General features: G+C 35.8%; 20 protein-coding genes. 8 read left to right on the plus strand and 12 right to left on the minus strand.

Annotation, left to right across the window (positions count from 1 at the left end; translation table 11 throughout):
- Positions 1–78: 78 nt before the first annotated feature.
- Both LNQ34_RS20950 and LNQ34_RS20955 read right to left on the minus strand, forming a co-directional pair.
- Positions 79–558: a hypothetical protein gene (locus LNQ34_RS20950; RefSeq protein ID WP_230001125.1), complete on the minus strand. Its 480-nt coding sequence runs from the start codon at positions 556–558 to the stop codon at positions 79–81.
- Between the two features lie 69 nt (positions 559–627).
- Complete coding sequence (locus LNQ34_RS20955) at positions 628–1,122, minus strand: TlpA family protein disulfide reductase (protein ID WP_230001126.1); 495 nt, start codon at positions 1,120–1,122, stop codon at positions 628–630.
- A gap of 229 nt (positions 1,123–1,351) precedes the next feature.
- Here LNQ34_RS20955 and LNQ34_RS20960 point away from each other — a divergent pair, with 229 nt between their 5' ends.
- From LNQ34_RS20960 to tyrS, 3 genes are all read left to right on the plus strand, one after another.
- Positions 1,352–1,654, plus strand: coding sequence for an ArsR/SmtB family transcription factor (locus tag LNQ34_RS20960; protein ID WP_017497055.1), 303 nt, complete (start codon positions 1,352–1,354; stop codon positions 1,652–1,654).
- A 6-nt stretch (positions 1,655–1,660) separates the two neighbouring features.
- Positions 1,661–2,767, plus strand: coding sequence for an NADH:flavin oxidoreductase (locus LNQ34_RS20965; RefSeq protein ID WP_230001127.1), 1,107 nt, complete (start codon positions 1,661–1,663; stop codon positions 2,765–2,767).
- A gap of 222 nt (positions 2,768–2,989) precedes the next feature.
- On the plus strand, positions 2,990–4,192 hold the full coding sequence (gene tyrS / locus LNQ34_RS20970; RefSeq protein ID WP_230001128.1) for a tyrosine--tRNA ligase: 1,203 nt from the start codon (positions 2,990–2,992) through the stop codon (positions 4,190–4,192).
- Between the two features lie 103 nt (positions 4,193–4,295).
- Here the strand turns inward: tyrS and LNQ34_RS20975 are convergent, their stop codons facing one another.
- From LNQ34_RS20975 to susR, 4 genes are all read right to left on the minus strand, one after another.
- Complete coding sequence (locus LNQ34_RS20975; RefSeq protein ID WP_230001129.1) at positions 4,296–5,432, minus strand: acyltransferase family protein; 1,137 nt, start codon at positions 5,430–5,432, stop codon at positions 4,296–4,298.
- 225 nt (positions 5,433–5,657) lie between these two features.
- Positions 5,658–6,308: a DUF1349 domain-containing protein gene (locus tag LNQ34_RS20980; protein WP_230001130.1), complete on the minus strand. Its 651-nt coding sequence runs from the start codon at positions 6,306–6,308 to the stop codon at positions 5,658–5,660.
- 290 nt (positions 6,309–6,598) lie between these two features.
- On the minus strand, positions 6,599–8,815 hold the full coding sequence (locus LNQ34_RS20985; protein WP_230001131.1) for a glycoside hydrolase family 3 C-terminal domain-containing protein: 2,217 nt from the start codon (positions 8,813–8,815) through the stop codon (positions 6,599–6,601).
- A gap of 210 nt (positions 8,816–9,025) precedes the next feature.
- Positions 9,026–10,669 carry a SusR family glycan utilization regulator gene (gene susR / locus LNQ34_RS20990; RefSeq protein WP_230001132.1) on the minus strand — a complete coding sequence of 548 codons (1,644 nt, stop codon included), beginning with the start codon at positions 10,667–10,669 and terminating at the stop codon, positions 9,026–9,028.
- 191 nt (positions 10,670–10,860) lie between these two features.
- Here susR and LNQ34_RS20995 point away from each other — a divergent pair, with 191 nt between their 5' ends.
- Positions 10,861–11,205, plus strand: coding sequence for a 5-carboxymethyl-2-hydroxymuconate Delta-isomerase (locus tag LNQ34_RS20995; RefSeq protein ID WP_230001133.1), 345 nt, complete (start codon positions 10,861–10,863; stop codon positions 11,203–11,205).
- 751 nt (positions 11,206–11,956) lie between these two features.
- Here the strand turns inward: LNQ34_RS20995 and LNQ34_RS21000 are convergent.
- Complete coding sequence (locus tag LNQ34_RS21000; protein WP_230001134.1) at positions 11,957–14,215, minus strand: acyl-CoA dehydrogenase family protein; 2,259 nt, start codon at positions 14,213–14,215, stop codon at positions 11,957–11,959.
- An 836-nt stretch (positions 14,216–15,051) separates the two neighbouring features.
- A complete protein-coding gene (locus LNQ34_RS21005) occupies positions 15,052–15,969 on the minus strand; it encodes an EamA family transporter (RefSeq protein WP_202704045.1) in 918 nt (305 codons plus the stop codon).
- Positions 15,970–16,074: 105 nt separating this feature from the next.
- Here LNQ34_RS21005 and LNQ34_RS21010 point away from each other — a divergent pair, with 105 nt between their 5' ends.
- Positions 16,075–17,493: an aminotransferase-like domain-containing protein gene (locus tag LNQ34_RS21010; RefSeq protein WP_202704046.1), complete on the plus strand. Its 1,419-nt coding sequence runs from the start codon at positions 16,075–16,077 to the stop codon at positions 17,491–17,493.
- A gap of 516 nt (positions 17,494–18,009) precedes the next feature.
- Here the strand turns inward: LNQ34_RS21010 and LNQ34_RS21015 are convergent.
- The 4 genes from LNQ34_RS21015 to LNQ34_RS21030 form a co-directional block, all read right to left on the minus strand.
- Positions 18,010–18,957, minus strand: a complete 948-nt coding sequence (locus LNQ34_RS21015; RefSeq protein ID WP_202704047.1) for a bestrophin family protein — start codon at positions 18,955–18,957, stop codon at positions 18,010–18,012.
- A gap of 48 nt (positions 18,958–19,005) precedes the next feature.
- Positions 19,006–19,728 carry an adenine nucleotide alpha hydrolase family protein gene (locus LNQ34_RS21020; RefSeq protein ID WP_202704048.1) on the minus strand — a complete coding sequence of 241 codons (723 nt, stop codon included), beginning with the start codon at positions 19,726–19,728 and terminating at the stop codon, positions 19,006–19,008.
- A gap of 77 nt (positions 19,729–19,805) precedes the next feature.
- A complete protein-coding gene (locus LNQ34_RS21025) occupies positions 19,806–21,209 on the minus strand; it encodes a sensor histidine kinase (RefSeq protein WP_017497069.1) in 1,404 nt (467 codons plus the stop codon).
- A gap of 1 nt (position 21,210) precedes the next feature.
- Complete coding sequence (locus LNQ34_RS21030) at positions 21,211–21,885, minus strand: response regulator transcription factor (protein ID WP_017497070.1); 675 nt, start codon at positions 21,883–21,885, stop codon at positions 21,211–21,213.
- A 398-nt stretch (positions 21,886–22,283) separates the two neighbouring features.
- Here LNQ34_RS21030 and LNQ34_RS21035 point away from each other — a divergent pair, with 398 nt between their 5' ends.
- Genes LNQ34_RS21035 through LNQ34_RS23685 form a run of 3 tightly spaced genes read left to right on the plus strand, consistent with a single transcriptional unit; the run spans position 22,284 to position 23,300 of the window.
- Positions 22,284–22,502 (plus strand): hypothetical protein, encoded by a 219-nt coding sequence (locus LNQ34_RS21035; RefSeq protein WP_230001135.1) that lies wholly within the window; start codon positions 22,284–22,286, stop codon positions 22,500–22,502.
- Positions 22,499–23,113, plus strand: coding sequence for an IS3 family transposase (locus LNQ34_RS21040; RefSeq protein ID WP_230001339.1), 615 nt, complete (start codon positions 22,499–22,501; stop codon positions 23,111–23,113). The genes LNQ34_RS21035 and LNQ34_RS21040 overlap by 4 nt, the downstream gene beginning before the upstream one ends.
- The gene (locus LNQ34_RS23685) at positions 23,085–23,300 is read left to right on the plus strand and encodes an IS3 family transposase (RefSeq protein ID WP_428979071.1); all 216 of its coding nucleotides are present in this window, start codon (positions 23,085–23,087) and stop codon (positions 23,298–23,300) included. Before LNQ34_RS21040 ends, LNQ34_RS23685 begins: the two co-directional genes overlap by 29 nt.
- Positions 23,301–23,762 lie beyond the last annotated feature (462 nt).

Below are 23,762 nucleotides of genomic sequence, written 5' to 3' on the forward strand. Positions count from 1 at the left end.
TTCAATGTACTGCGCACGATGCTGTTTCTTTTGGGCTTTCAGCCCTTTCTTCCTAACTTTTGTTCTGGATTAGTTCTATCAGCAGTCTCTCTTAATTTCAAAAATCCTGAGGAACTTTTTCTCTAATTTCTTACGCCTTCTTTCTTCTTTCCACCTGGAATAGAAAATGGTAATAAGTAAAAACAAATTCACGATAGTAGAAGCTCTCCTGAGTCCTCTCGCAAATAGAACAAAAAACAGGTTGATTGCAATTATAGCCACTACAGGTGAATATTTCACCCAAAACAATTGAATTTTACTATTGGGCTCAATCGTATAATTTACCTTAAGTCTGTTGTCAACATTTTTGTAGCTTCCTTTTATAATGAAACAAGTGGGAGATGTTGCCGAATTTATGGTCAAACGAAAGCTTTTATCGTCAAAAAGACCGTAAAAAGGCTTTAATTCACCAAATCTCGGAAATATTCTCAAGTGGCTGAATTTTATTTTCAAAGAACCAATTTCAGTATTGTTTTTTAATCTTGCTCTAAATTCAGCTATACTTAATTTTGATTCCATTCCATCCCTTTTATATCCTTCTTACCTGCATTCTTTCTCAAAACAATCCTACTCTCAAAGTTTCTATTTTTACTGAGCCGTAAGTAAGTTTTTCAACATTTCGTTCAATGCGTTTCCGTGAATGTTTTTTGCCAGTATAATTCCATTTTTATCGATCAGAAAATTCAAAGGCACTGATTGAAGCATATAATCGCCAATAACCGGAGAATTCCAATATTTTAAGTCGCTTACCTGAGTCCATGGCAGTTTTTGTTTTGCAATGGCTCCGGTCCAAAGAGCTTTCTTCGTATCCATTGAAACACTGTAAATAGAAAACTTACCGGAATAAGTGTTATACAGTTTTATCAATTCGGGCTGTTCTTTTATGCAGGGACCGCACCACGATGCCCAAAAGTCGACTAAAACAAACTCTCCTCTTAAGGAAGAAAGCACAATATTATTTCCTTTTGTATCCGGCAAATCAATTTCGGGAGCAATGTCGCCAATGTCGGTTCCTACCACCTGAGCTTTCGAACTCGTGACAGCACAGCATAGGAAACCTAAAATAAGTAGTGTTTTTTTCATAATCTTCATGAATAAATTTGGGGTTATTTTCTTGACAGTTCTTTCAAAAACCTAGTAATCAAAAGGTATTGTCCTTTGCAAATTCTACAATCCTATCGTCAAAAAAGCGCTGTTTTCAAGAGGAAACAAATATAAATACTTCTCACACAAATTGCATCCTTACTCTTAAAATTATACTAAATAAGTTTCTTTAAATTGATATATCGGGAAAAGTCGATATATTTGCCCGATGGAATCTATAGAAATCTTTAAAGCATTAGCCAACAAATCCAGATTACAAATGCTGGAATGGTTAAAAGAACCCGAAATCAACTTCCCGGATCAGCTCCAGCACTCGGGATTTGAGCATGGGGTTTGTGTGGGACAGATACAAGCCAAAGCAGGTCTTACCCAATCGACAGTCTCAGAATACCTGTCTATTTTACAACGCGCCGGATTTATCGAATCCAAACGTGTTGGACAATGGACTTATTATAAACGTAACGAAGGTGCCTTTGAAGCACTCAGTAAATTAATTCAATCTAATTTGTAAATTACTATGAGTACAAACAACCTGTTTTCGCCATTTAACTTAAAAACGTTAAATCTTAAAAACCGAATCGTAATGGCGCCTATGACGCGCTCCTTTTCTCCAAACGGAGTTCCAACTGACGAAGTAGCTTCTTACTACCAAAAAAGAGCTGAAGGTGAAGTTGGTTTAATATTATCAGAAGGAACTGTTATCGACAGACCTTCGTCGTCAAACGATGCCAATGTTCCTCATTTTTATGGCAATGAAGCCTTAAACGGATGGAAAAAAGTAATTGAAGAGGTTCATACCGCCGGAGGTCAAATGGGGCCGCAAATCTGGCATATGGGAATTATGGACAATCATCATTCAGGATGGGTTCCACCAGTGCCTTTTGAAGGACCGTCGGGTTTAAACCGACCTGATTTTAGTAATGGAAATACCATGTCAGAGAAAGACGTTGAAAATACTATTATCGCTTTTGGAAAAGCAGCGGCCGATGCTAAAAGACTAGGATTTGATACGATCGAAATTCACGGTGCGCACGGTTATCTAATTGACCAGTTCTTTAGAGCCGAAACCAATTTGCGTACGGATCTTTACGGTGGAAAAACATTACCGGAACGCAGCCGCTTTGCTATTGAAGTCGTAAAAGAAATCAGAAGACAAGTCGGTAACGATTTTGCTGTGATTATGAGATTTTCTCAGTTTAAGCCTTCTGATTACAACTATAAACTAGCCCAAAATCCACAGGAATTAGAAGCCTGGTTAAGCCCTATTGTTGATGCAGGAGTAGATATTTTACACTGCTCTCAACGTCGTTTCTGGGAGCCGGAATTTGAAGAATCTGACCTGAACTTTGCAGGCTGGGCTAAAAAAGTTACCGGAACGCCAACTATTACAGTAGGTTCTGTCGGACTTTCAAGCGATTTCTTTGGTGCTTTTGCAGGAGAAAGTTCTGAACCAACTTCTTTAGAGGAACTAAACAGACGTTTCGACAGAGGCGATTTTGATTTGGTTGCCGTGGGAAGACCTCTTTTATCTGATCCTAACTGGGTGGCCAAAATCAAAGCAGGACATACGGATCAATTAAAAGGTTTTAGCAAAGAAGCCTTAGGACAGTTGGTCTTAGAATAAATTTAAAAGTTATTAATTAAAGAATTATATTTGCAATCGAATGAAATCATTGAACAGCATATTACGCCTTCCTTTTTTCAGCACTTATTATTATGCAATAATACTTGCTCGGAAAGGCTATGCATATAATTCAACGTATTCGCGATTATAAATTAAAGAATAAATTATATATCAACCTTTAAGCCCGGGCATTTTTGTCCGGGCTTTTTTTATTTAAAAAAAATGGAAACAATTCAAAAACTAAAAGAAAACACAGCCATCTTTCTTCCTGAAAATGGCTTAAAAGAAAAACTAAATTTAGCTAAAAAAGAAAACAGAAAATTAATTATCAAACTTGGTTTTGATCCAACCGCCCCAGATTTGCATTTGGGACATGCTGTTGTTTTAAAAAAACTAAAGCAATTTCAGGACTTAGGGCATCAAATTGTTATTGTAGTAGGAAGCTTTACTGCCCGAATTGGTGACCCTACCGGAAAAAACAAGAGTCGAAAACCTTTGAGTACTGAAGAAGTAAAGCACAACGCAGAAACTTACATTTTGCAATTGGCGAAAATTATTGATGTTGAAAAAGCAAAAATCGTTTTTAATTCAGAATGGCTGGACGAACTATCTTTCTCTGAAATAATTCAGATTATGTCGAATGTTACGGTCGCACAACTGATGCACAGGAATGACTTTAACAAAAGATTTACCGAGAACACACCAATTGCAATGCATGAATTGGTTTACCCAATTTTACAAGGTTTTGATTCTGTCAAAATTAATGCTGACATCGAAATCGGAGGTACAGATCAGTTATTCAATTGTACTATGGGAAGACAATTACAGGAAAATTTCAAAATATCCGGGCAAATCGTAATGTGTATGCCATTGTTAAAAGGTCTTGATGGAAAAGAAAAAATGAGTAAATCATTGCGCAATACAATTGGATTGACTGATGAACCAAACGAAATATTTGGGAAAACCATGTCGATTCCTGATGAACTTATTTTAGAATTCTTGGAATTAACAACCGATTTTTCATTAGAAGAAAAGTTAGAAATCAGGAAAAGATTAGAAAATGATAATCCAATGCATATTAAAAAGTTGATTGCGAAAAACATTATCACTCAGTACCACAATAAAAATAGCGCTGAACAAGCTGAGAAATTCTTTATTAATCAATTTCAAAGTAAGAATTTAGAAGCGAAATCATTTGTCACGGTTATGATATCTTCTTTAAAAACGGAGTCAAATCAAATAACCTTAATTGATCTTTGTTCTTTAATTAAAAATGACATTACAAAGTCAGCAAACAGAAGATTGATTGAAAGCGGTGCAGTTCAGATTAATCATGAAAAAATTCAAAACCCATTTGAAATGATTTCATTGCAAAAAGAAACAAAAATCAAAATCGGAAAGAGAAATTTCTATGAATTATTATAAAAACCAAAAGGGATGAAAATAACAATATTTTCATCCCTTTTTGATTTAGGCGCAAAGGTTTTACCTCTGTCCCTTTGAACCTTTGCCCCTTTAAACCTCCTTTTTAAGAAACTTTTCTTTTTTGAAATTTATTCTGAAGCCAGTTGCGCACTGGCTCGTCATAAAACTTCAGGCACAGGTAGGCAATTGCAATACTCGAAATTACAATTCCTATTCCGATCCCGTAACCATCCTTTAATGGTACTTTGTTTTCGAATACCCACGCCATATAGCAATAAATTAACGGATAATGTATAATATAAATTGGATACGAAATGTCTCCTAAGGCTTTGCAAATTTTAAGCGATAGCGGATTTTTGATCTCTCCTCCTGCTCCAATAGCTACAATTAAAGGAAACAACACTATAATAGCAATGGATTCATACAAACCGTTCATCCACAAACTGTTTTCATCACCCAATCTCGGGATACTAAAAATGACTAAAATCAAAACGCTGCAAATCCAGAAAGCACCTTTTACATGAATGAGTTTTCCTAAACGGGAAAGTAAAACTCCCGCAAAGAAAGGATACAACAAACGGGTGAATCCAACATACAATTCCTGCATCGTTAGTGACCAACCACCAATAACATCTCCTTTTGGACCAAAAACGGTATAATGAACAAGCATTCCCGCAAAAATTAATACTAAAAAGCCTAGAACTTTATTCGAGAATTTACGAAAGAACAATGCATACAGAATATTAGCAATATACTCAAAGAAAAGCGACCATGCCGGTCCATTAAGCGGAAACGTTTCGCCCCAGCCTCTAATTTCCATTGATGGCGGAAGCGGTATCAGTACAAAACCGGCCAGCATCACTAAAATTAGTTTCCAGATTGGCATAGTAGCAATTTGCGGAAAAGCAACATTCGAAGCCTGAAGATAATAAAGCGACGCTCCAATGACCATTCCCATAATAACCATGGGTTGTAAACGGATTAAACGTCGTTTGTAAAATTCCCATTGCGACATTTTCTCCCAACGATCGTCATAGGCGTACGCAACCACGAATCCCGATAAAAGAAAAAAGAAGTCGACTGCCAAATAACCATGATTCATGATCTGCTTAAATCGGCTTCCTTCGTTAAAAGCTTCGAACGCGTGAAAAATAACTACTAAAATTGCGGCTACCCCACGTAAGCCGTCTAAAATTTCATAATGTTTTTTGGGTTTAATTTCCATTGAACTTGAATTCATAAAATAGTTTTTGGTTGTTAAAAGGTTAGATAATTTTTTGGTGAAAGCTAAAATAGCGATATTTCCCTAACAGGCTGGCGGATTGAAGCTTGTAATCCTAAAGAAAGACTGGTTATTTGTTACATTAATTACATTAGAGATCAATAAGGTAAGAAAAATCTTTTCTTCGGAAATTCTAATTGAAATTTAGAATTTAACTTCTTAGAAAATTGGCTTTTAGCGTTACTATTCCTGGTGCTTTTTAAGCCATTCCAGTCTGCGTTGATCCGGTAAATGTGTTACTTTAAAATTTTCGAATTTGGCTTCAAAGCCTTTTCCGTCCGGTGATGCAGCCATCAGGCCCACCATGACCGGTGTATTGTCCTGCAAAGGTGCATTTCGGGTCAAAATATAGTTTTTATCATCATACGAAAAGAAGACTTCAACGGCGTCCAGTCTTCTCACCACTTTTATCCATACAAATGGTGGTGCTTTCTCTAAAGTTGTTACACTCCAGTCACTTTTATTGTGTGTAACAACGGTACTTATATTAAATTTTCCATCCACAAATTCAACTCCGGTTTTAATGTAATTTTTCTCATCAATACGAAGCATCAGTCCCATTTGGTCAAAACGGGCGATATAATTACCGGTTAACTTTACTTTGGCTTCAAACTCTCCGCCATAAGTAGCATAATAAAACGGTGCATCGTCTACAGTAAAACCATAATGCGAAATGCGCCAATAATCACTATTCGCTGTCACATTCATGATCAAAGCATTGTTTTTAATTTCCCATTTTTCAGGTTCGTTAAACCATTGCATTTTGTTCAGGCTTTGTGCCGAAAGACTTTGTGCTAAAAATAAGGTGATGACACCTAGTATGGCTTTTTTCATAATAGTATTTTAAATAATAGACTTTTTATTTAACGTATTGGTATAATTCATTTTTAACACATAGTGACATAGATTCTTTATCTAATAAAAAAGGCGTTTCACTTCCATTAAATGCACGTAGTTTTTCTATATGAAAGAGATATATTCCTATTTTTTTCTCTTCTTACCGCCAAAATCTATGTTTCTATGTATGTGTGTGTTGACAATCCCCCCCAACAGAGTTCATAAAAGTAAAGCCACAAGTTTTTACACTTGCAGCTTTACAACCAACCATTTTTAGAAACATGAAATTATTGAAGTGAGAAACTCACTTTAGATTTTATAGCTGTAGAAGAGGCTCCAATGATGGCTTCAAAAGCTCCTGGTTCAGCTACCCAGTCGTGTTTTTTATCATCAAAAAAGCTAAGTGCTGTTTTATCGATGGTAAAAGTCACCGTTTTTTCTTCTCTCGGCTGAAGGGAAACCTTCTCGAAGCCTTTTAATTCCTTAATCGGACGCGGTAATGAAGATTTCAAATCACTGATGTAAAGCTGAACTACTTCTGAACCTTCTCGTGTTCCCGTATTCTTTACTTTTACCGAAAAAGTGATCTGATCTCCGGCTCCCATTTGTTTTTTATCGGCTGTTACTTTTCCATATTGAAAAGTCGTATAACTCAACCCATGCCCAAAAGAGAACAATGGCTTTGCTTTTTGCTTGTCGGCCCAACGGTACCCTACAAAAATGCTTTCTTTATATGTTACGTCATCTCCGCCCGAAAATTCGCCTAAGGCATGAGCTCCGTTATCGGATAATTTTACAGGAAAGGTAAACGACAGCTTCCCTGAAGGGTTCACATCTCCTACCAAAACAGCAGCTAAAGCATTTCCTGCTTCTGTGCCCAAAAACCAACCTTGTACAATTCCCGGAACGTCTTTTACCCATGGCATTGCCACTGCATTTCCTGAAATATTCACAAAAACGATATTTTTATTTACTTTCACCAATTCTCCTATCAATTGATCCTGACCATACGAAAGACCCAAATCCAGACGGTCAAAACCTTCAGCGTCTTGTTTGTCACTTTTATTTGTACCTCCTATGAACAAAACAACATCTGCGGCTGCAGCTACTTTTACAGCCTCAGCGGTTAACTCGGCAGGAGAACGTTTGTCTTCCAGACTTACTTTGGCCACTACTCCATTATAATTACTTGTCGGATCTCCCACGTATCCGCGAGCGTAAGTAATTTCAGCCTGATTTCCGATTCTTTTCCTTAATCCTTCAAGTGGCGTAATTTCGTATCTCGCTTTCAATGAAGAACTTCCTCCTCCAACAGTCATCATTTTGATGGCATTTTCTCCAATTACTGCAATTTTCTTTGTTTTAGAAAGGTTAATTGGCAAAATGTTATTGTTGTTTTGAAGCAGCACAATTCCTTCTTCGGCGATTTTCAAACCTGCTTTGGCGTGTTCTTCTGTTCCAAAAGAACCGAAAGGTCTGTTCTTATTCATCGTCGTTAAGAATGACAGACGTAAAATACGACGTACTTTCTCGTCCAGTTCTTTTGTTCCAACCTCACCTTTTGCAATCATTATAGAATAGGGTTTAGCCAAAAAGTAATTGTCATAAGCGTTACTGGTTCCCCATGAAAGCCCGTTAGTCCAGGAACCGAACTCCATATCCAATCCATTGTAGATGGCCTGTTTGGTATCATGAACGCCTCCCCAGTCTGACACTACAACTCCTTTAAAGCCCCATTCTCCGCGCAGAATATCATTCAGTAAAAACTCATTATGACAGCAGTGTTGCCCTTTATATTTATTATATGCTCCCATAATTGCCCAGGCATCTCCTTCCTGAACAGCAGCTTTAAAAGCCGGTAAATAAATTTCGTATAAAGCACGGTCATCAACGATTACATTAACGGTATTACGTCCTATTTCCTGATTGTTTAATGCGAAATGTTTAACGCAGGCAGCCACTCCATTTGCCTGTACCCCTTTGATATAAGGAACCACCATTTTGGAAGTCAGGAAAGGATCTTCTCCCATGTATTCAAAATTACGACCGTTTAGAGGTGATCTGTAAATGTTAACTCCGGGGCCTAATAATACATTTTTATTACGGTAACGCGCTTCTTCTCCTATAGATTTACCGTATAGAGAAGATAATTCTTTGTTCCAGGTAGCAGAAAGTGCGGTTAAAGCCGGAAAAGCAATACAGGAATCATTAGTCCATCCAGCCTGATCCCATTCGTCCCATAAAACTTCGGTACGAATTCCGTGTGGTCCGTCGGTCATCCAGTTTTCCGGAATACCCAAACGTGGTACACCCGGTGAGCTGAATTTTGACTGCGCATGTATCATGGCAATTTTCTCGTCGGTTGTCATTCTTGCAAGGGCATCTTCTACACGTTCATTAATCGATTTTTTATCGTCTAAATAAACCGGAATTTTATGCTGTGCACTCGCCCCGACAGCACTCAACAATAGTAAAACAACAATTGTTTTAACATTTTTAAACATAACTATTAATTTATTAAAGCATTTAATTTACAATGGGAAGAAAGTATAAGCAGTACCTCTCTTTTTAAGAATACTGTAAAGCTAAAACGTTATAGTTTGTTCTGGATTTCTAAATGAAAAAAAGTAGTGAATTAAAAACACAACTCAATGAATAACAATTGCTTACAAAAAACAAAAAGCCAAAAAAAGTAGTGATTTTAGAATGATTTTCTAAAGTTTTACGGATATTAAGCCAATTTTTGTGACCCTTTCTTCAAAATCATTTCGGGAAACTGCGGCTTTATTTCGTGCTCTGGTTCGGTAATTGTAAATGGTGCTCAAAGAATAACGCAAAAACGCCGCAATTTTTACACTGTCTGTAATTCCTAAACGAATTAAAGCGAAAATTCGAAGTTCTGTATTCATCAGTTCTCCTTGTTTTAAAACAATTTGCTCTTCCGGAATTAAAAGCGCATTGAAATCTTTTACGAAAGTGGGATATAAATTCAAAAAGATGATGTCAAAATTTTTGTATAATTCTTCCAGTTCGTTATCTACCAGAGTGGTTGATTTCAATACTTTGTAGATTTCATCAAATTGTTTGGCGGTCGCTTTTTTGTTTAAAGTGACGCGATAATTTTCTAGTTTGTTGATATAGGCTGAACAAAGACTAAAAAAATGTGCAATGTATTCTTCTTTAACATGGTTGGATTCCGATAATTGTGCATTTCTTTCCTGCAGCTGATTGTTGGTTTCTGTAATGTCTTTATTTAATTCGGCTAATTTTTGACTTGTATTATACAGTTCTGTCCTGATTCGCGATACTTTTTTCATTTGTTTGTAAACATAAATCACCGCAACAACTAAAAATGCCGATAATAAACTGATACATAAAAGGTACAGTTGAAGTTCCGTTTTTCTCTTAGCTTCTTTCTCTAAGTAAACAGTGTTAATGATCGAATATACCTCTGACATTAAAAGGGTACGAAACTGAACATTGCAATACAAGGCATCTTCAATCGCCGATTGGGTTAGTTTATAGGCCATATCAACATCATTGGCTTGATAAAAAAATAAAGCGAGTTCCTGAAGAGAAGCATTGTCCTTGTTTGCGGTTTTTAGATCGGCAGTAGCTGAAAGTGCATAGTATTTTTTTTGAAGTTCCAGCTGCTTCGTTTCTTTATAGATGCTCGCCAAAAGATAAGTAATCATGGCATACTGCGGATGATCGTCTTTTGCTTTTTTCAATAAATACGATAGCTTTTTTTCAGCTGCAGCAAACTTTTTCTGCGACATCTCCTGCTCAATTCTGGTGATTCGATAGTTTAAGGTAGAAGGATCTAAAACGGTGAGCAGCGAATCACGGTATTTGTTAATTTGCTCAATGTACTTTACATCGTCGCTATTGGCAGCATAATGTTCCAAAAACTCGCGATACGCAATATAATAGTTAGGTAGTAGTTTCTTAGGCAATTCCTTTTTAGGAATGCTTTTTAAAATGGCCTCAGATTCGCGATATTTTCCCGAGGAAGAGTACAATGTTACCAATTGCAGATTGGCCAGGTTCAGTAAATCCGTATTTTGAAGCTCGCTGGCGATTTTCAGATTTTTTTTGACATATAAAATAGCCGAATCAGAATTGAATTTCAGATATTGACTGTACAAACTTTGGTTGTAATTGTACTCCTGCTCTTTCGTTAAATCATCGGATTTGATTTTTTTGAAATTTAAAATACGTTCTTCTCTCAAACGAACATAATGAGCTTTGTTCTTTAAAGCTTCATTTAACTTATCGATAATACTATCTGTGCTGTCCGCTGAATAAACAGGACTTCCTAAAATGATAAAAAGAAGAAACAGCAGATAATTTTTCAAACCAATTGGGAATATAATGAGACTTGCAAATATAAGAAAGTGCTACTAGAAAAAGTAATTATTTAGCAAATTGAAAATTGTGGTTTTTGTAAAAAATAAAAGCTCCCGAAAACAAATAACTGCACTCATTCTCTATCGGATTTTTGTAAATTTGTTTATACTTCATTTTTGCTAATTTAAACATTATACTCATGCCACACTTTGTTATTGATTGCTCTGAAAATGTAATCCGACTAAAATCTACCGACGATATCATGCAGGAAATTTACCATACCGCTTTAGCCACTACTCTTTTCGTTCCTACTGATATTAAGGTTCGTATCCATCCTTTCAGCTATTATAATAATGGAAATTCTTCAGACGATTTTATTCACGTCTTTGCCTACATTCTGGAAGGCAGAAATACCGATCAAAAAGCAGGATTATCAAAAGCAATTGTCACTAAACTAAACGAGATACTTCCTGAAGTCCCTATTATTTCGATCAATATTATGGATTTTGAAAAAGCCAGTTATGTCAATAAAGCTATGGTTTAAGAAACACTTTTAGCTACCTTGTGATATAACAGAAGTAATAACAAAAAATTCTTGTTATGTTAAAAAAAAATACCAAACAATTTAAAACCAAATACTTAACACTCAATAAAAAGCTGAAACTTTAAAAAAGTTAGCCACGAATTCACGAATTTCTTTAAACCATACAGATTAGAAAAAATTCGTGAATTCATGGCTATTTATTACATACTCTTTACTCTTTACTCTTCACTCTTTACTCTTCACTCTTCACTCTTCACTCTTCACTCTTCACTCTTCACTCTTCACTCTTCACTCTTCACTCTTCACTCTTCACTCTTCACTCTTCACTCTTCACTCTTCACTCTTCACTCTTCACTCTTCACTCTTCACTCTTCACTCTTCACTCTTCACTCTTTACTCTTTACTCTTTACTCTTTACTCTTTACTCTTTACTCTTTACTCTTTACTCTTTACTCTTTACTCTTTACTCTTTACTCTTTACTCTTTACTCTTTACTCTTTACTCTTTACTCTTTACTCTTTACTCTTTACTCTTTACTCTTTACTCTTTACTCTTTACTCTTTACTCTTTACTCTTTACTCTTTACTCTTTACTCTTTACTCTTTACTCTTTACTCTTTACTCTTTACTCTTTACTCTTTACTCTTTACTCTTTACTCTTTACTCTTTACTCTTTACTCTTTACTCTTTACTCTTTACTCTTTACTCTTTACTCTTTACTCTTTACTCTTTACTCTTTACTCTTTACTCTACTAAACCGCAATTGGTGCAGACAGACAGCTCTCCGGAATATCAAAAGCATTCACCAGAGCGACCGCGTCAGGTCGGATATCCCAACAAAGCTGATTGACTATTTTACGGATTGCTTTCGTTTTGATAGCTTCCATATAACCGTCCTCGAGATACCAGGCTTTATTTTTTTCTAATTGTGAAAGCGCATACAACTGATTGAGTTTCGTTAGAATTTCTTTTGTCTTACTATCTTCTACGGATTTAATTGCGAGTTGAAATTGCTCCAGCACCACTCTCTCCAGATAAGCCTGAGCCACGTCGATCATTTGGTGCTGCACGACATTAAAAGCGTCGTAAGGTTCTAAACCTCCATCAACCAGTTTTTTGATGCGTCGTGCTGCCGAAGCTAAAATTGTTTTCTCTCTGTGAACAAATGCCTGTAAATGAAAATCCCCATCCAACAAATGTTCGTCATCCGTTTTTCTGGTGGCTATTGGGTTTTTCTCGGTAAGTGCCGTTTTTGCATTTTCATACACATAATTGATAATCCCTAACGAGCCCATTTCTCCGAAAGTTTTTCTGAATTCTGAGAGTCTGTTTTTGGCAACTAATTGCATCAAAACAGTATTATCGCCTTCAAAGGTGGTATAAATTTCGGTATCGTTTTTTAAAGCATCGATTCGGTTCTCAGATAAATATCCTTTTCCACCACAGGCTTCGCGGCATTCCTGAAGGATATCTCTTGTACTCCAGGTCGAATAGGACTTCATTCCTGCGGCCAGTGCTTCAATTTCCTGCATTTCAGCTTCAGTTCTGTTTAAAAAGCGATTGGTAAGGTACTGCAGCGCAAAATGCGCAGCATATGTTTTTGCTAATGGCGGAATCAATCGACGCTGGTGCATTCTGTAGTTCAAAATCGGAACTTCTGATCCGCCTTCAGGTCCAAACTGTCGACGCTGATCGCTGTATCGAATGGCAATGGTCAATCCGGATTTGGCTGCCGCCAACGCTGAACGGGGAATCCCAATACGACCGCCTACCAAAGTCCCCAACATGGTAAAAAAACGCCTGTTGTCACTCGGAATCGGGCTTTCAAATTCCCCTTTGTCATTTACAGAGGCAAAACGATCGAGCATGTTTTCCTTCGGAATCACTACCTGATCGAAACTGATAGTTCCATTATCAACTCCGTTCAAACCCATCTTATGTCCGCAATCTCCAATCGTAACTCCTTTTAGTACAGTTCCGTTGGTATCTCTTAATGGGACAACAAATGCATTTACGCCATAATCGTGATCGTCTATAATTAGTTTTGCAAAAACGGTTGCCATCTGACCGTGAATGGCCGCATTTCCGATATATTCTTTTTGAGCATTTTTATTTGGGGTATGAATGATAAAAGTCTGATCCGCATGATTATAAGTTGCTGTCGTTTCCAGCCCTTTTACATTAGAACCATGATGTGTTTCGGTCATCGCAAAACAGCCCGGAATTTTTAGTGTTCCAATGTCTCTTAAATATTTGGCATAATGTTTTTCTGTTCCTAACGATTGAACACTCATGCCCCAAAGTCCAAACTGAACACCAAATTTGATTACCAAACTAAGGTCATGATAACTTAAGGTTTCCATAATCGCAAAATAATCGGCTATGTTTTCTCCTCCTCCATATTGTTTTGGGTACGCCATATTGCCGAGATTCTCTGCTGCGAGCAGCTTACACCAATTGTAAACCGTCTGGCGATACACCTTAATATCTGTGGAAGTTTCGTATGCAAATTCCGATCTTGAAATAATTGCTTTTACTCTATTGATTATCCCGGCTTCTTTACCATTTAAAAGAGCTGTAATTTTTTGAACATCAAACTCGCTGTTCGCCTGAGAGTTTGATGTAAAGGAATTCGCTTTTGTTTTAAAATTCTGAAGCGCTTCTTCCCCTAAAATTCCCAGATCATTTTCCAGTTGGATAAAATTTGATTTTAAGGTCGAAATGTCCAGATCCTTTTCTGAAAGTGCCACGGCAATATCAAAAATCGATCTAATATCTTCTTTATTTTCAATGCTTTTCTCTATATCCAATTTCCATTGCGTCAGTTCATTTCGCCCCGGCGGATTTGAAATATCAACTCTGGAAAGCAATTGTTGTTTTTCTTCGGGCGAAAGCCAGGTAAGGTCATTGATAAATTTCTGAATGGTAACAAACTCTTTCTGAGTCAGTAAATCATCGGACCACACTAAATAAAACAACGGAATAAAGGCCTGGAGTTTGGTGTTTTTCATAGGAATATTGGTTTTTAGGTGTCGAAACATCGATTTTTAGCGAATTATGCCGCTTAGATCTCTATTATGTATTTACAGTTTATGTGATCTAAAAAAGTAAAAATGAAAATACTCATTCCTGCTTACATACCTTGTTAAGATTGTGGTAATTTTAGCTAGGTTCCGGAAAATAACCATACAAAACACGAGAATTGTTTTTCTTTGGAATTAGGCTTTTGCCCTTTCAGGGCGTAAACGCTCATTCCCAATTATTCATAGTGCTTCGCACTATGCTATGGCTAAAGCTCTTTCAGAGCAAGGATTTTCAAATATTCACTCCCTAAAGGTTAATCAATTCACATTTGAGTATAAGTGTCCTCGATGAATAAAAAAACTGAAGACTTAATAACTTCAGCATAATACAACGTACTATGATCTAAATTAAGAAAGAGCACAAATATCTCAAATGAGTAAAAAGGCTGAAAGCCCAATAAGACTTGCATAGTGCAACGCATTATGATCTAAACGAAACAAAAAGTATAAGTATCCGAAATAGATAAGAAGACTCAAAGGCCCAATAATACTGACATAGTGCAACGGACTACGAACTGAATTAAGAAAAAATATAAGTGTCTGAAATAAATAGTAAGAGGGCTGAAGGCCCAAGCACAAGCATAGTGCAACGCGCTATAAATGATAGAAATGATCGTTTACGCTTTGAAAAGGCAAAAGCAGACAAAGAAGCGTACGCATTCTAAAAAAAAACAGGAATGAAAAATATTCATTCCTGTTTACACATCCGATAAGATTCTGATACTTTAGATTTTAAACCAATAAAAAACATAAAGTATTTCAAATTACTTGAGAACCTTTGGATATTGCGTTATTTTTTGCCTAATGGCGAAAATATGATGTGAATTAAAAACCAATACGGCCAGAAAAACAATGCTATAAGCCACAATTTGTATGGATCCTATTGGCTCATGATACCAAAAGAGAGCCAATAGAAATGCAATCATTGGGTTGATATTTAAAAGCATACCTACCGTCGAAGAATTGATTCCGGAAAGTGCATATAAATTGAGAAACAACGGGAATATGGTAAACAGAATCGCGATAGTTTCGATACAGAAATAAAATTTAAACTCTGTTGGAATCGGTCCGCTGTAAGCCGGGTAAAAGGGTAATAAAAATAAGGCTGCCAATGTGATATGAAAGGTGAGCACAATAAATTTATCGAATCCTTTGTTGATCCTTTGACTTACTAAATACGAAGCATAAGTAGAACCAATGACTATACTAAAAACCATATCCATAATATTGGCATAGGATAAAAGCAAACAACCGGAAACACTTAGCCCTACTGCTATCCATTGTGTTTTGCTTAATTTCTCATTCAAAATAAAGTGTGCCAGTAGGGTGGTCAAAATTGGACATACTAAGTAGGCCAAAGAAGTTGCTTTTACACTAACATGATTCATTACATAAATAAAAGTAAACCAGTTGGCCATTAAAAAAACACTTCCTCCAATATTCAACAAAAGTGATCTGCGTCTCTCCAAGGCTGGTAATGCTTTAAAGGTAGCGATGGTTTCTTTGATTCTTTTTCTTTTAAAAGTAAAGACAATCAGTAACATGAGAATACTGCAGCTGAAAACACGATAGAATAAAATATCTAAAGAAGGATACTCGTGAATGGGCTTTAATGCCAAGCTAAAAAATCCCCAGATGATGAAACAGATAATGGCCGCTACATAATATTTTGTTGTTTTCACAAGTTATTCTTTTTAGGTTCGTTATTGAATAAAACAAATTTCTAAAAAATAAAACAGCAATACAGATACAGTTTTTGTAAATTGCACCATAACAGTTTCTTTTTTATGAAAAATTCCAACTACTTGTATCTGCAGTTTGCAGACCGAATTGAAAAACAAATAAAATCGGGTGTTTTAAATGTAGGCGATAAGCTGCCCTCTATACGTGAAGTCTGTGCCGAAACGGGTTACAGCATGAGCACCGTAAGCAAAGCCTATTATGAAATTGAAAGCAGATCTCTTATAGAATCCAGACCTCAATCCGGTTATTATGTGACTAACATTTCGGCCAGAAATATTCCTGAACCTTCACCCAGCAGTCCTGTTTTAAAATGCGTGAACATTGACCGGGAAGATTTAATTGATCAGGTTTACAAAAACATGACCGATCCGAGTATTACGATGCTTTCTATGGGGTTTCCTTCTAACGAATTGCTACCTATTGCCAAATTAAATAAGGGAATGATTCAGGCCATGCGTCAGCTTCCTAATAGTGGCACAAGTTACGAACAGGTACAGGGGAATCTTAATCTACGGAAAGAAATTGCAAGATGGTCCTTTACCTGGGGAGGTTCTTTAACAGAAAGAGACATTATCACCATGCCCGGCTGTACGAGTGCCATATCACATTGTTTAATGACACTAACGAAACCGGGAGATACTATTATTACCGAAAGTCCTGCTTATTTTGGCATCCTGCAGTTGGCTAAATCTTTGGGTTTGTATATCATGGAACTGCCTACCAATATGACCACTGGAATAGAACTGGATGCCCTAAAAAAAGCACTTTCTACTAAAAAAATAAAACTCTGTTTGCTGATGAGCAACTTCAGTAATCCTTCGGGAAGTATGATGCCTGTTGAACATAAAAAGGAAGTGGTCCGATTAATGGAATTTTACAACGTTCCATTAATTGAAGACGATATTCACGGTGATTTGTACTTTGGCTCGAGTCGTCCAACCAATTGTAAAACCTATGATGAAAGTGGCATTGTACTTTGCTGCAGTTCGGTTTCAAAAACTTTGGCACCGGGGTATCGTGTGGGCTGGGTTTCTCCGGGGAAATTCAAAAAAGAGATTTTGCGCAACAAAATCTATCATACCCTCTCTACTCCTACCATCACGCATCAGGTAGTTGGCGACTTTCTGAAAAATGGCCGCTATGAAAATCATCTTCGAAAAATACGACAGATATTGAATCACAACTGTACGAACTATATCAATACGGTTTTAGAGTCATTTCCGAAAGGAACCAAGGTAAGTCAGCCACAAGGAGGTTTTTTTCTTTGGATTGAACTTGATAAGAATATAGATACGGCTGCTTTTTATCCATTAGCGATGCAGCATAAAATTAGTTTTGCTCCGGGAAGAATCTTTACTTTTCAAAATCAATTCTCAAATTGCATGCGATTGAGTTTTGGACTTCCGTGGACTAATGAATTAAGATCCTCTATACAAACTCTGGGAAAATTGATTGATCAGTAGAACTAAGTGACAGTTTGCAGTAACAGTTTGCAGTCGCATTTCACATTTTACACCTATGTTTTTCCCGCAGATCTCGCAGATTATGCAGATTTTTTTTAATCTTTTTAATCTGTGGCGATTGTTTCAACACATAATATAGATACTGTATCTATAGAAAAGGCGTCTCACTTTTCAAAGTTTGCAGTCGTAGTTTATAGTCACACTTTGCAGTCGCATTTCACATTTTACACCTATGTTTTCCCGCAGATCTCGCAGATTATGCAGATTTTTTTAATCTTTTTAATCTGTGGCGATTGTTTCAACACTTAATATAGATACTGTATCTATAGAAAAGGCGTCTCACTTTTCAAAGTTTGCAGTCGTAGTTTATAGTCACACTTTGCAGTCGCATTTCACATCTCACATCTATTTTTTTCTTACACCCAACGGGTTAAAACACATAAAAAAAACTGGACAGCCGCATTAACAAAGCGTTGTCCAGTTAACAAATTGAGAAACCAAAATCAATTCACATAATTATAAAACAAAATAAGCGTTGTTTTCCGCTTTTTTTAAATCGGGTTTAAGATCGAATTCTTTGATGATGTCAAACTCACTTTGATACTCGTTTAACATTTGCATCAGATTCTTTTCGATAGTATTCGAAATTGCCGTTACAGGTGTATCTGTAGGTCTGTTTTCGAATGGATCCTGTAAATGGATTGCCATTTTTTCAATTAAGAAGAACGTTCCTCCGATAATTGTAATTAACGGAACGGCAAACCAGCTCAATAAACTGATCAGTCCAAAAGGCAATAACAAAATAAACAAACACAGCGTCATTCTGATGTACATGCTGTAAGTGGTTGGAAAAATGGTATTTTTAATACGCTCGCATTTTCCCATTGCATCACATAATCTTGACAAAGTATTGTCTATTTCAACCTGTTGATAAGGATTTAATCGTTTATCCTTTTTGGCAATTCTAAGATCTCTACCATGAAGCAATAATATCGCATTTGGAATATTCTGATGGTTTTTGACAAAATTCAGTTCCTCTTCACTAATCAAATCTTTGATCGGCTTTATCGCATCTTTATTACGCAGCGCCTGTCCTAAGCTATAACACCATGCAATTTGTCTTTTGGTGAAGTTCTCCTTAAACTCGTTTGCTTCAACAGAAAACCCCGGATCTTTATAAAAAGTGAGCATTTGTCTCACCAAAGTTCGGGATTCATTTACAATTGATCCCCAAATAATGCGTGCTTCCCACCATCTGTCATAAGCCTGATTGGATTTAAAAGCCAGTAATAAGGATATAATTGTACCTACCATGGTAGGAATTGCGATTGGTATTTCGATCGCTACATTGATAAAATAATGATGAAAAATTTCAAATAAAATGGTGTAAGTCATTACAAGTGCCAATTCCACCTTAATTTTCCCGAGAACGTACCTCATTGGAATTCTTTTCTTTAATAACATATCTTTCCGTTTAAATTAAACTTGTATTCTTTTTGAAGAAATGAGGTTTTACGCCAATTCTTCATAGAGCGAAAGCACCGGTAGACCCGTTTTATCGTTTATGCTCTCTTTTTTATTTTTCTTGAATTGTATCTTCTCTCCTTTGCGGGTTTCCACTAACAAATCGATATCGTATTTTGAAATCGCTTCTGATAAGTAAGGAGCAAAATTTTCGTAGTTGTCTTCAAAACTGGAAGTCTGGCTTACAATTTCAAATGAAAAATTGTTGTTCAAAAATTGCTGAACATCTTTTACATGCATACTGGCACGACCGTTTTCGATATAAAGCGCTTTATTGAAGTCTTCTTTGTATTGCTCTGAACCTAAATGCAGAATTGGACACTTTTGATTTCCGGCTAATTGTACCAGGTATTGATGAATTCGTTTTGTTTCCTGCTTATACGAATTGGTAAGAACTACCAGTTTTATAGCAAAAACATCAATAATACGCTTAAAAATCGGAGAAGAAAGTCCGTATTGATTGTGAACTTTTATTTTACAGTTGGGTGTGTGTTCAATAATGTATCGGCAAGTGTCCAGTACTTCTTCCTGACTTGCAGTAAGTCCTGTGCGCATTTCACGTAAAAAATTAGAGGATGAAAAAGCATCAGGAGTTTCTGATACCATCATAAGAATAATTTCGCAATCTGAATCTTTTGCCTGACCAATAGCTGATTTTACAGCACAAATTGTATCGTCTTTTAAAGTAGTAGGTATAAGGAAATTTTTCATAAGTATACTCTTTTAGTTTATACTTACAAAGTAACTCCCGTCAAATTAGAAGGGTCTTAATATGAAATTAGAATTTTCTAAGATTCAACATTAGAAGTCTTAATGTTGCTTTTCTTCGAACTTGTTTTATTAAAGACAATGGTTACGATGGTGCCTTTGTTTTGCTCTGACTGCACCTGAATCTCTCCGTCGTGCATGCGGATGATTTTGGAAGCCAATGGAAGCCCCAAACCGTATCCTATATATTTAGTTGCAATTTTACCTCTAAAGAAAGGTTCATACAAATGCGGAATGTCTTCCGGAGGGATCCCAATCCCGATATCGTTGATCGCCACCTTTATCCAGTCCTGATTGGCTGAAAGGGTAACAAAAACCTCATTGTTATCCGAGTATTTTACACCATTGGTAATAATGTTGTTAATCGCGAGTTCCAAAAGTGGCTTATTACAAGGTATCAAAAGTAAATTGGAGTCTTTAGGCGCAAAGTTAAGCTTGATACTTACACGATTGTCCGGATAAATTTTATCTAAATCCGACTTTACATCCATTAATACTTCGTCGATTCTGGCAATATCCAACACCTGTTTTTTACCGTCGTAACCTGTTTGTGTAAGTTTAAGCAAACTCTCTGTTAAGTTTCCTAATCGGGAAGCCTGGCTGTAAATATTTTCAAGGGACTGAATGTATTCCGGAACTTCCCTTTCTTTCAAAAGCATGATTTCAGACTCTGCAATGATTGTCGTTATAGGAGTTTTTAACTCGTGTGAAGCATTATTGATAAAATTGGCCTGTATTTCGAATGAGGTTTCCAAACGATCCAGCATATCGTTGAAAGTCTCTGTAAGATCTGAGATTTCATCTGAATTTTTGACTTCCGGCAAGCGATTGTGAAGGTTGGAAGCACTAATTCTATTTACTTCTTTAGTAATTCTTGCCACAGGATTAATGACTCTTTTGGCCAGGAAACGTCCCAAAAAGAAGGCCAAAAATATAAAACCTATACCTCCGAACAGCATGATTTTTAAAATATAGATTGTGGTGGTCGGTCCTTTTCGGTCACGAGCTCCAACAATTACAATGTATTTTTGATTATTCTCTGTAAAAACCTGTCCTAAATAATATTTGTTTTCTACCTCAAAATAGTCTTTTCCGGTTTTTAAAATATTGGTATAAAACTCATTCGGTAAATTCAGTTTTGTATTGTAATCAAAACTATTGGCACTGTTTATCTTTAGAACAAACTCTTCTTCTTCGATAAGTTCTTCCAGTCCATTTTTTTTAAGATTACTGTAGTATTTTATTTTCTCAGGATCGTTCTGAAAATGAATGGATGCGACAATTTTAGCTCTGTCTTCAAGCCTTTTTAAGAAATGGTAACGATTATTTTCTCTGAATAGAACAAAAACAACAATACATAGAAGTAATGTACTAAAAGACGACAAGGCTACATAAGTGTATGTTATTTTTTTTCTTATATCCATTTTATGGCTGTATCACATAACCCAGACCTTTCATGGTATGGATGAGTTTGGTTTCAAAAGGTTTATCGATTTTTTTTCTTAAATAAGTAATGTATACATCGACAACATTGGTGTTCATATCAAAATTAATATCCCAGACATTATCTAAAATCTGATCGCGGGAAACGATGCGACCGCTATTTTTAGCCAGATAGTATAATAATTTAAATTCTTTTGCGGTCAGGATAATCGATTCTCCTTCTCTCTTTACTGTCTTTGCCCGGCCGTTTATTTCTAAGTCGCCAATGGTTATAGTATCTACTTTTTCTGTATCCTGATGAGCTCGTCGGTGCAGTGCATTGACTCTGGCATCAAGTTCTCCAAACTTAAAAGGTTTTACCAAATAATCGTCGGCTCCTGCATTAAGTCCGGTCACAATATTTTCTGACGTTCCAAGAGCGGTTAACAGTAACACCGGAACAAAATTCTTACTGGCGCGAAGTCTTCTGCAAATCTCAATTCCGTTAATATCCGGAAGCATTACATCCAAAACGACAACATCAAAATTATAATTGTGAATCATCTCCAGAGCAGTTCTGCCATCCAGAGCCACACTAACTTCATTATTGTTCTCGGCAAATCCTTTCCGTAAAATGGACAACAGATTTGGTTCGTCTTCGACTATAAGTAATTTCATCTTAGTTCAGGTATGAATAGCAAAAATAGGGATTGACTTTAAAAATATAAATCACACTCGTTATAAATTATGATTTAATTATGAACAACAGCCCCGTTTTCATAAAAAACGACTCCGAAGAATTTCTTTTTTATGTGAGTGTTTTTTGTGCGTTGTAATACTGGTTCTTTACATTAAAACTTTGTATTACCTCTAAGCCAGACAAGTATTTACTCAATCTTTTACTCTTTCTAAGTAAATCTAAGGGATTGAATTGTATCTCAGTGATTTCTTTTTTCCATCTTTGATTAAATTACCTTTTAAATTATAGGTATAATCATTATAACAGTTACTATTGTATTTATTCCCCTGCAGTTAGTTTGTGGTTTCTTCAGATTCTTTGGTTGGAGGTGGATAAAATGACACCTTTGATAAATTTTGGACTAACAGGATTAAAACCAAAACAAAGAGGCAGACCCGTATCGATGAGTGACCATAAAGACAAAAAGCGTAAATCAGACAGCCCCCTTACAAGAGAGCAGGAACTGCTGAAAGAAAACGAAAGACTTCGCTGTGAGAATGAACTGCTAAAAAAGCTTCAAGCCTTAATTCAAGCCAGGAAAAATCCAAAGCCATAAACGAGCTAAGGCATAAATATGGTTTGGAATTACTTCTGAACCTAGCAGATATGGCACGCAGCAGTTTTTACTATCATCAAAAACAAAGTAAATCACCTGATAAATACAGAGAAACTAAAGAGCTGATTAAAGCCATTTATCAAAAGCATAAAGGGCGCTATGGCTACAGAGGGATAACCGATGAGCTGCAAAACAGAGGACTGCTTATCAATCATAAGACAGTTCTCAGATTAATGAATCTATTAGGGCTAAAAAGTGTTATTAGAGCAAAAAAGTATAAATCTTATAAAGGTGATAATGGTAAAATAGCTCCAAATCAAAAATGGGCAACCGATATAACAAAGTTTAATGTAAGAGGAAACAAATTATATTTATCACCAATAATTGACTTGTTTAATCAGGAAATAATCAGCTATGAAGTTACAGAACGACCAGTGTTTAATCAAGTAGTAATCATGCTGAAAAAAGCCTTTAGAAAAATCCCAAACAATACAAATTTGATACTTCATTCTGACCAAGGCTGGCAATACCAAATGAAACATTACCAAGACTTATTAGAACAAAAAAAAAATCAAACAAAGCATGTCAAGAAAAGGAAACTGTCTGGATAATGCAATTATTGAAAACTTCTTTGGAATATTAAAATCTGAAATGTTTTATACCCAAAAATTCAAATCAATAGAGCAATTAAAAAAAGAAATTAATAGATACATAATCTATTACAATAACGAAAGAATTAAATCAAATTTAAACAAAATGAGCCCAATACAATATCGAGTTCATTATTATCAAACTTAATTATAAATTTGTCTAAACTTTTGGGTTCAGTTATATATATATGGAGTGGCTTTAATTTATTTCTCAATTAGTTCAGATTATAAATCTAATTTATTTGAATTATCTAATCGTCTAGCTAAAAAAGACAAAATAGTCAATGAAAAAAGCAACGAAAAAGGATAGAACAACAAAATATAATTCTCATCATGTACCATGGTTGTCAATATTGATAGTAACATTGATTTTTGAGCAAACAATAAAGAAATTAAATCCATTAGTACAAATATTATGACCAATTTGAAGACAAAATTAGAACTTATTAAATTTGAAAACAAAGACAAAATAAAATACATTAAAAAAGAGAATGTGTATATCAAAATACTGCCAAAAAAGTTAAAGAAAAATAATTCCCAATCATTATTTTTAGGTATTATTAAAAATAAGAGACAATTAAAACAGTTAAAAATTATCAGTGTGATAAGA

Origin of the sequence: Flavobacterium lipolyticum, assembly GCF_020905335.1 — a bacterium.
GTDB classification, from domain to species: Bacteria; Bacteroidota; Bacteroidia; order Flavobacteriales; family Flavobacteriaceae; genus Flavobacterium; species Flavobacterium lipolyticum.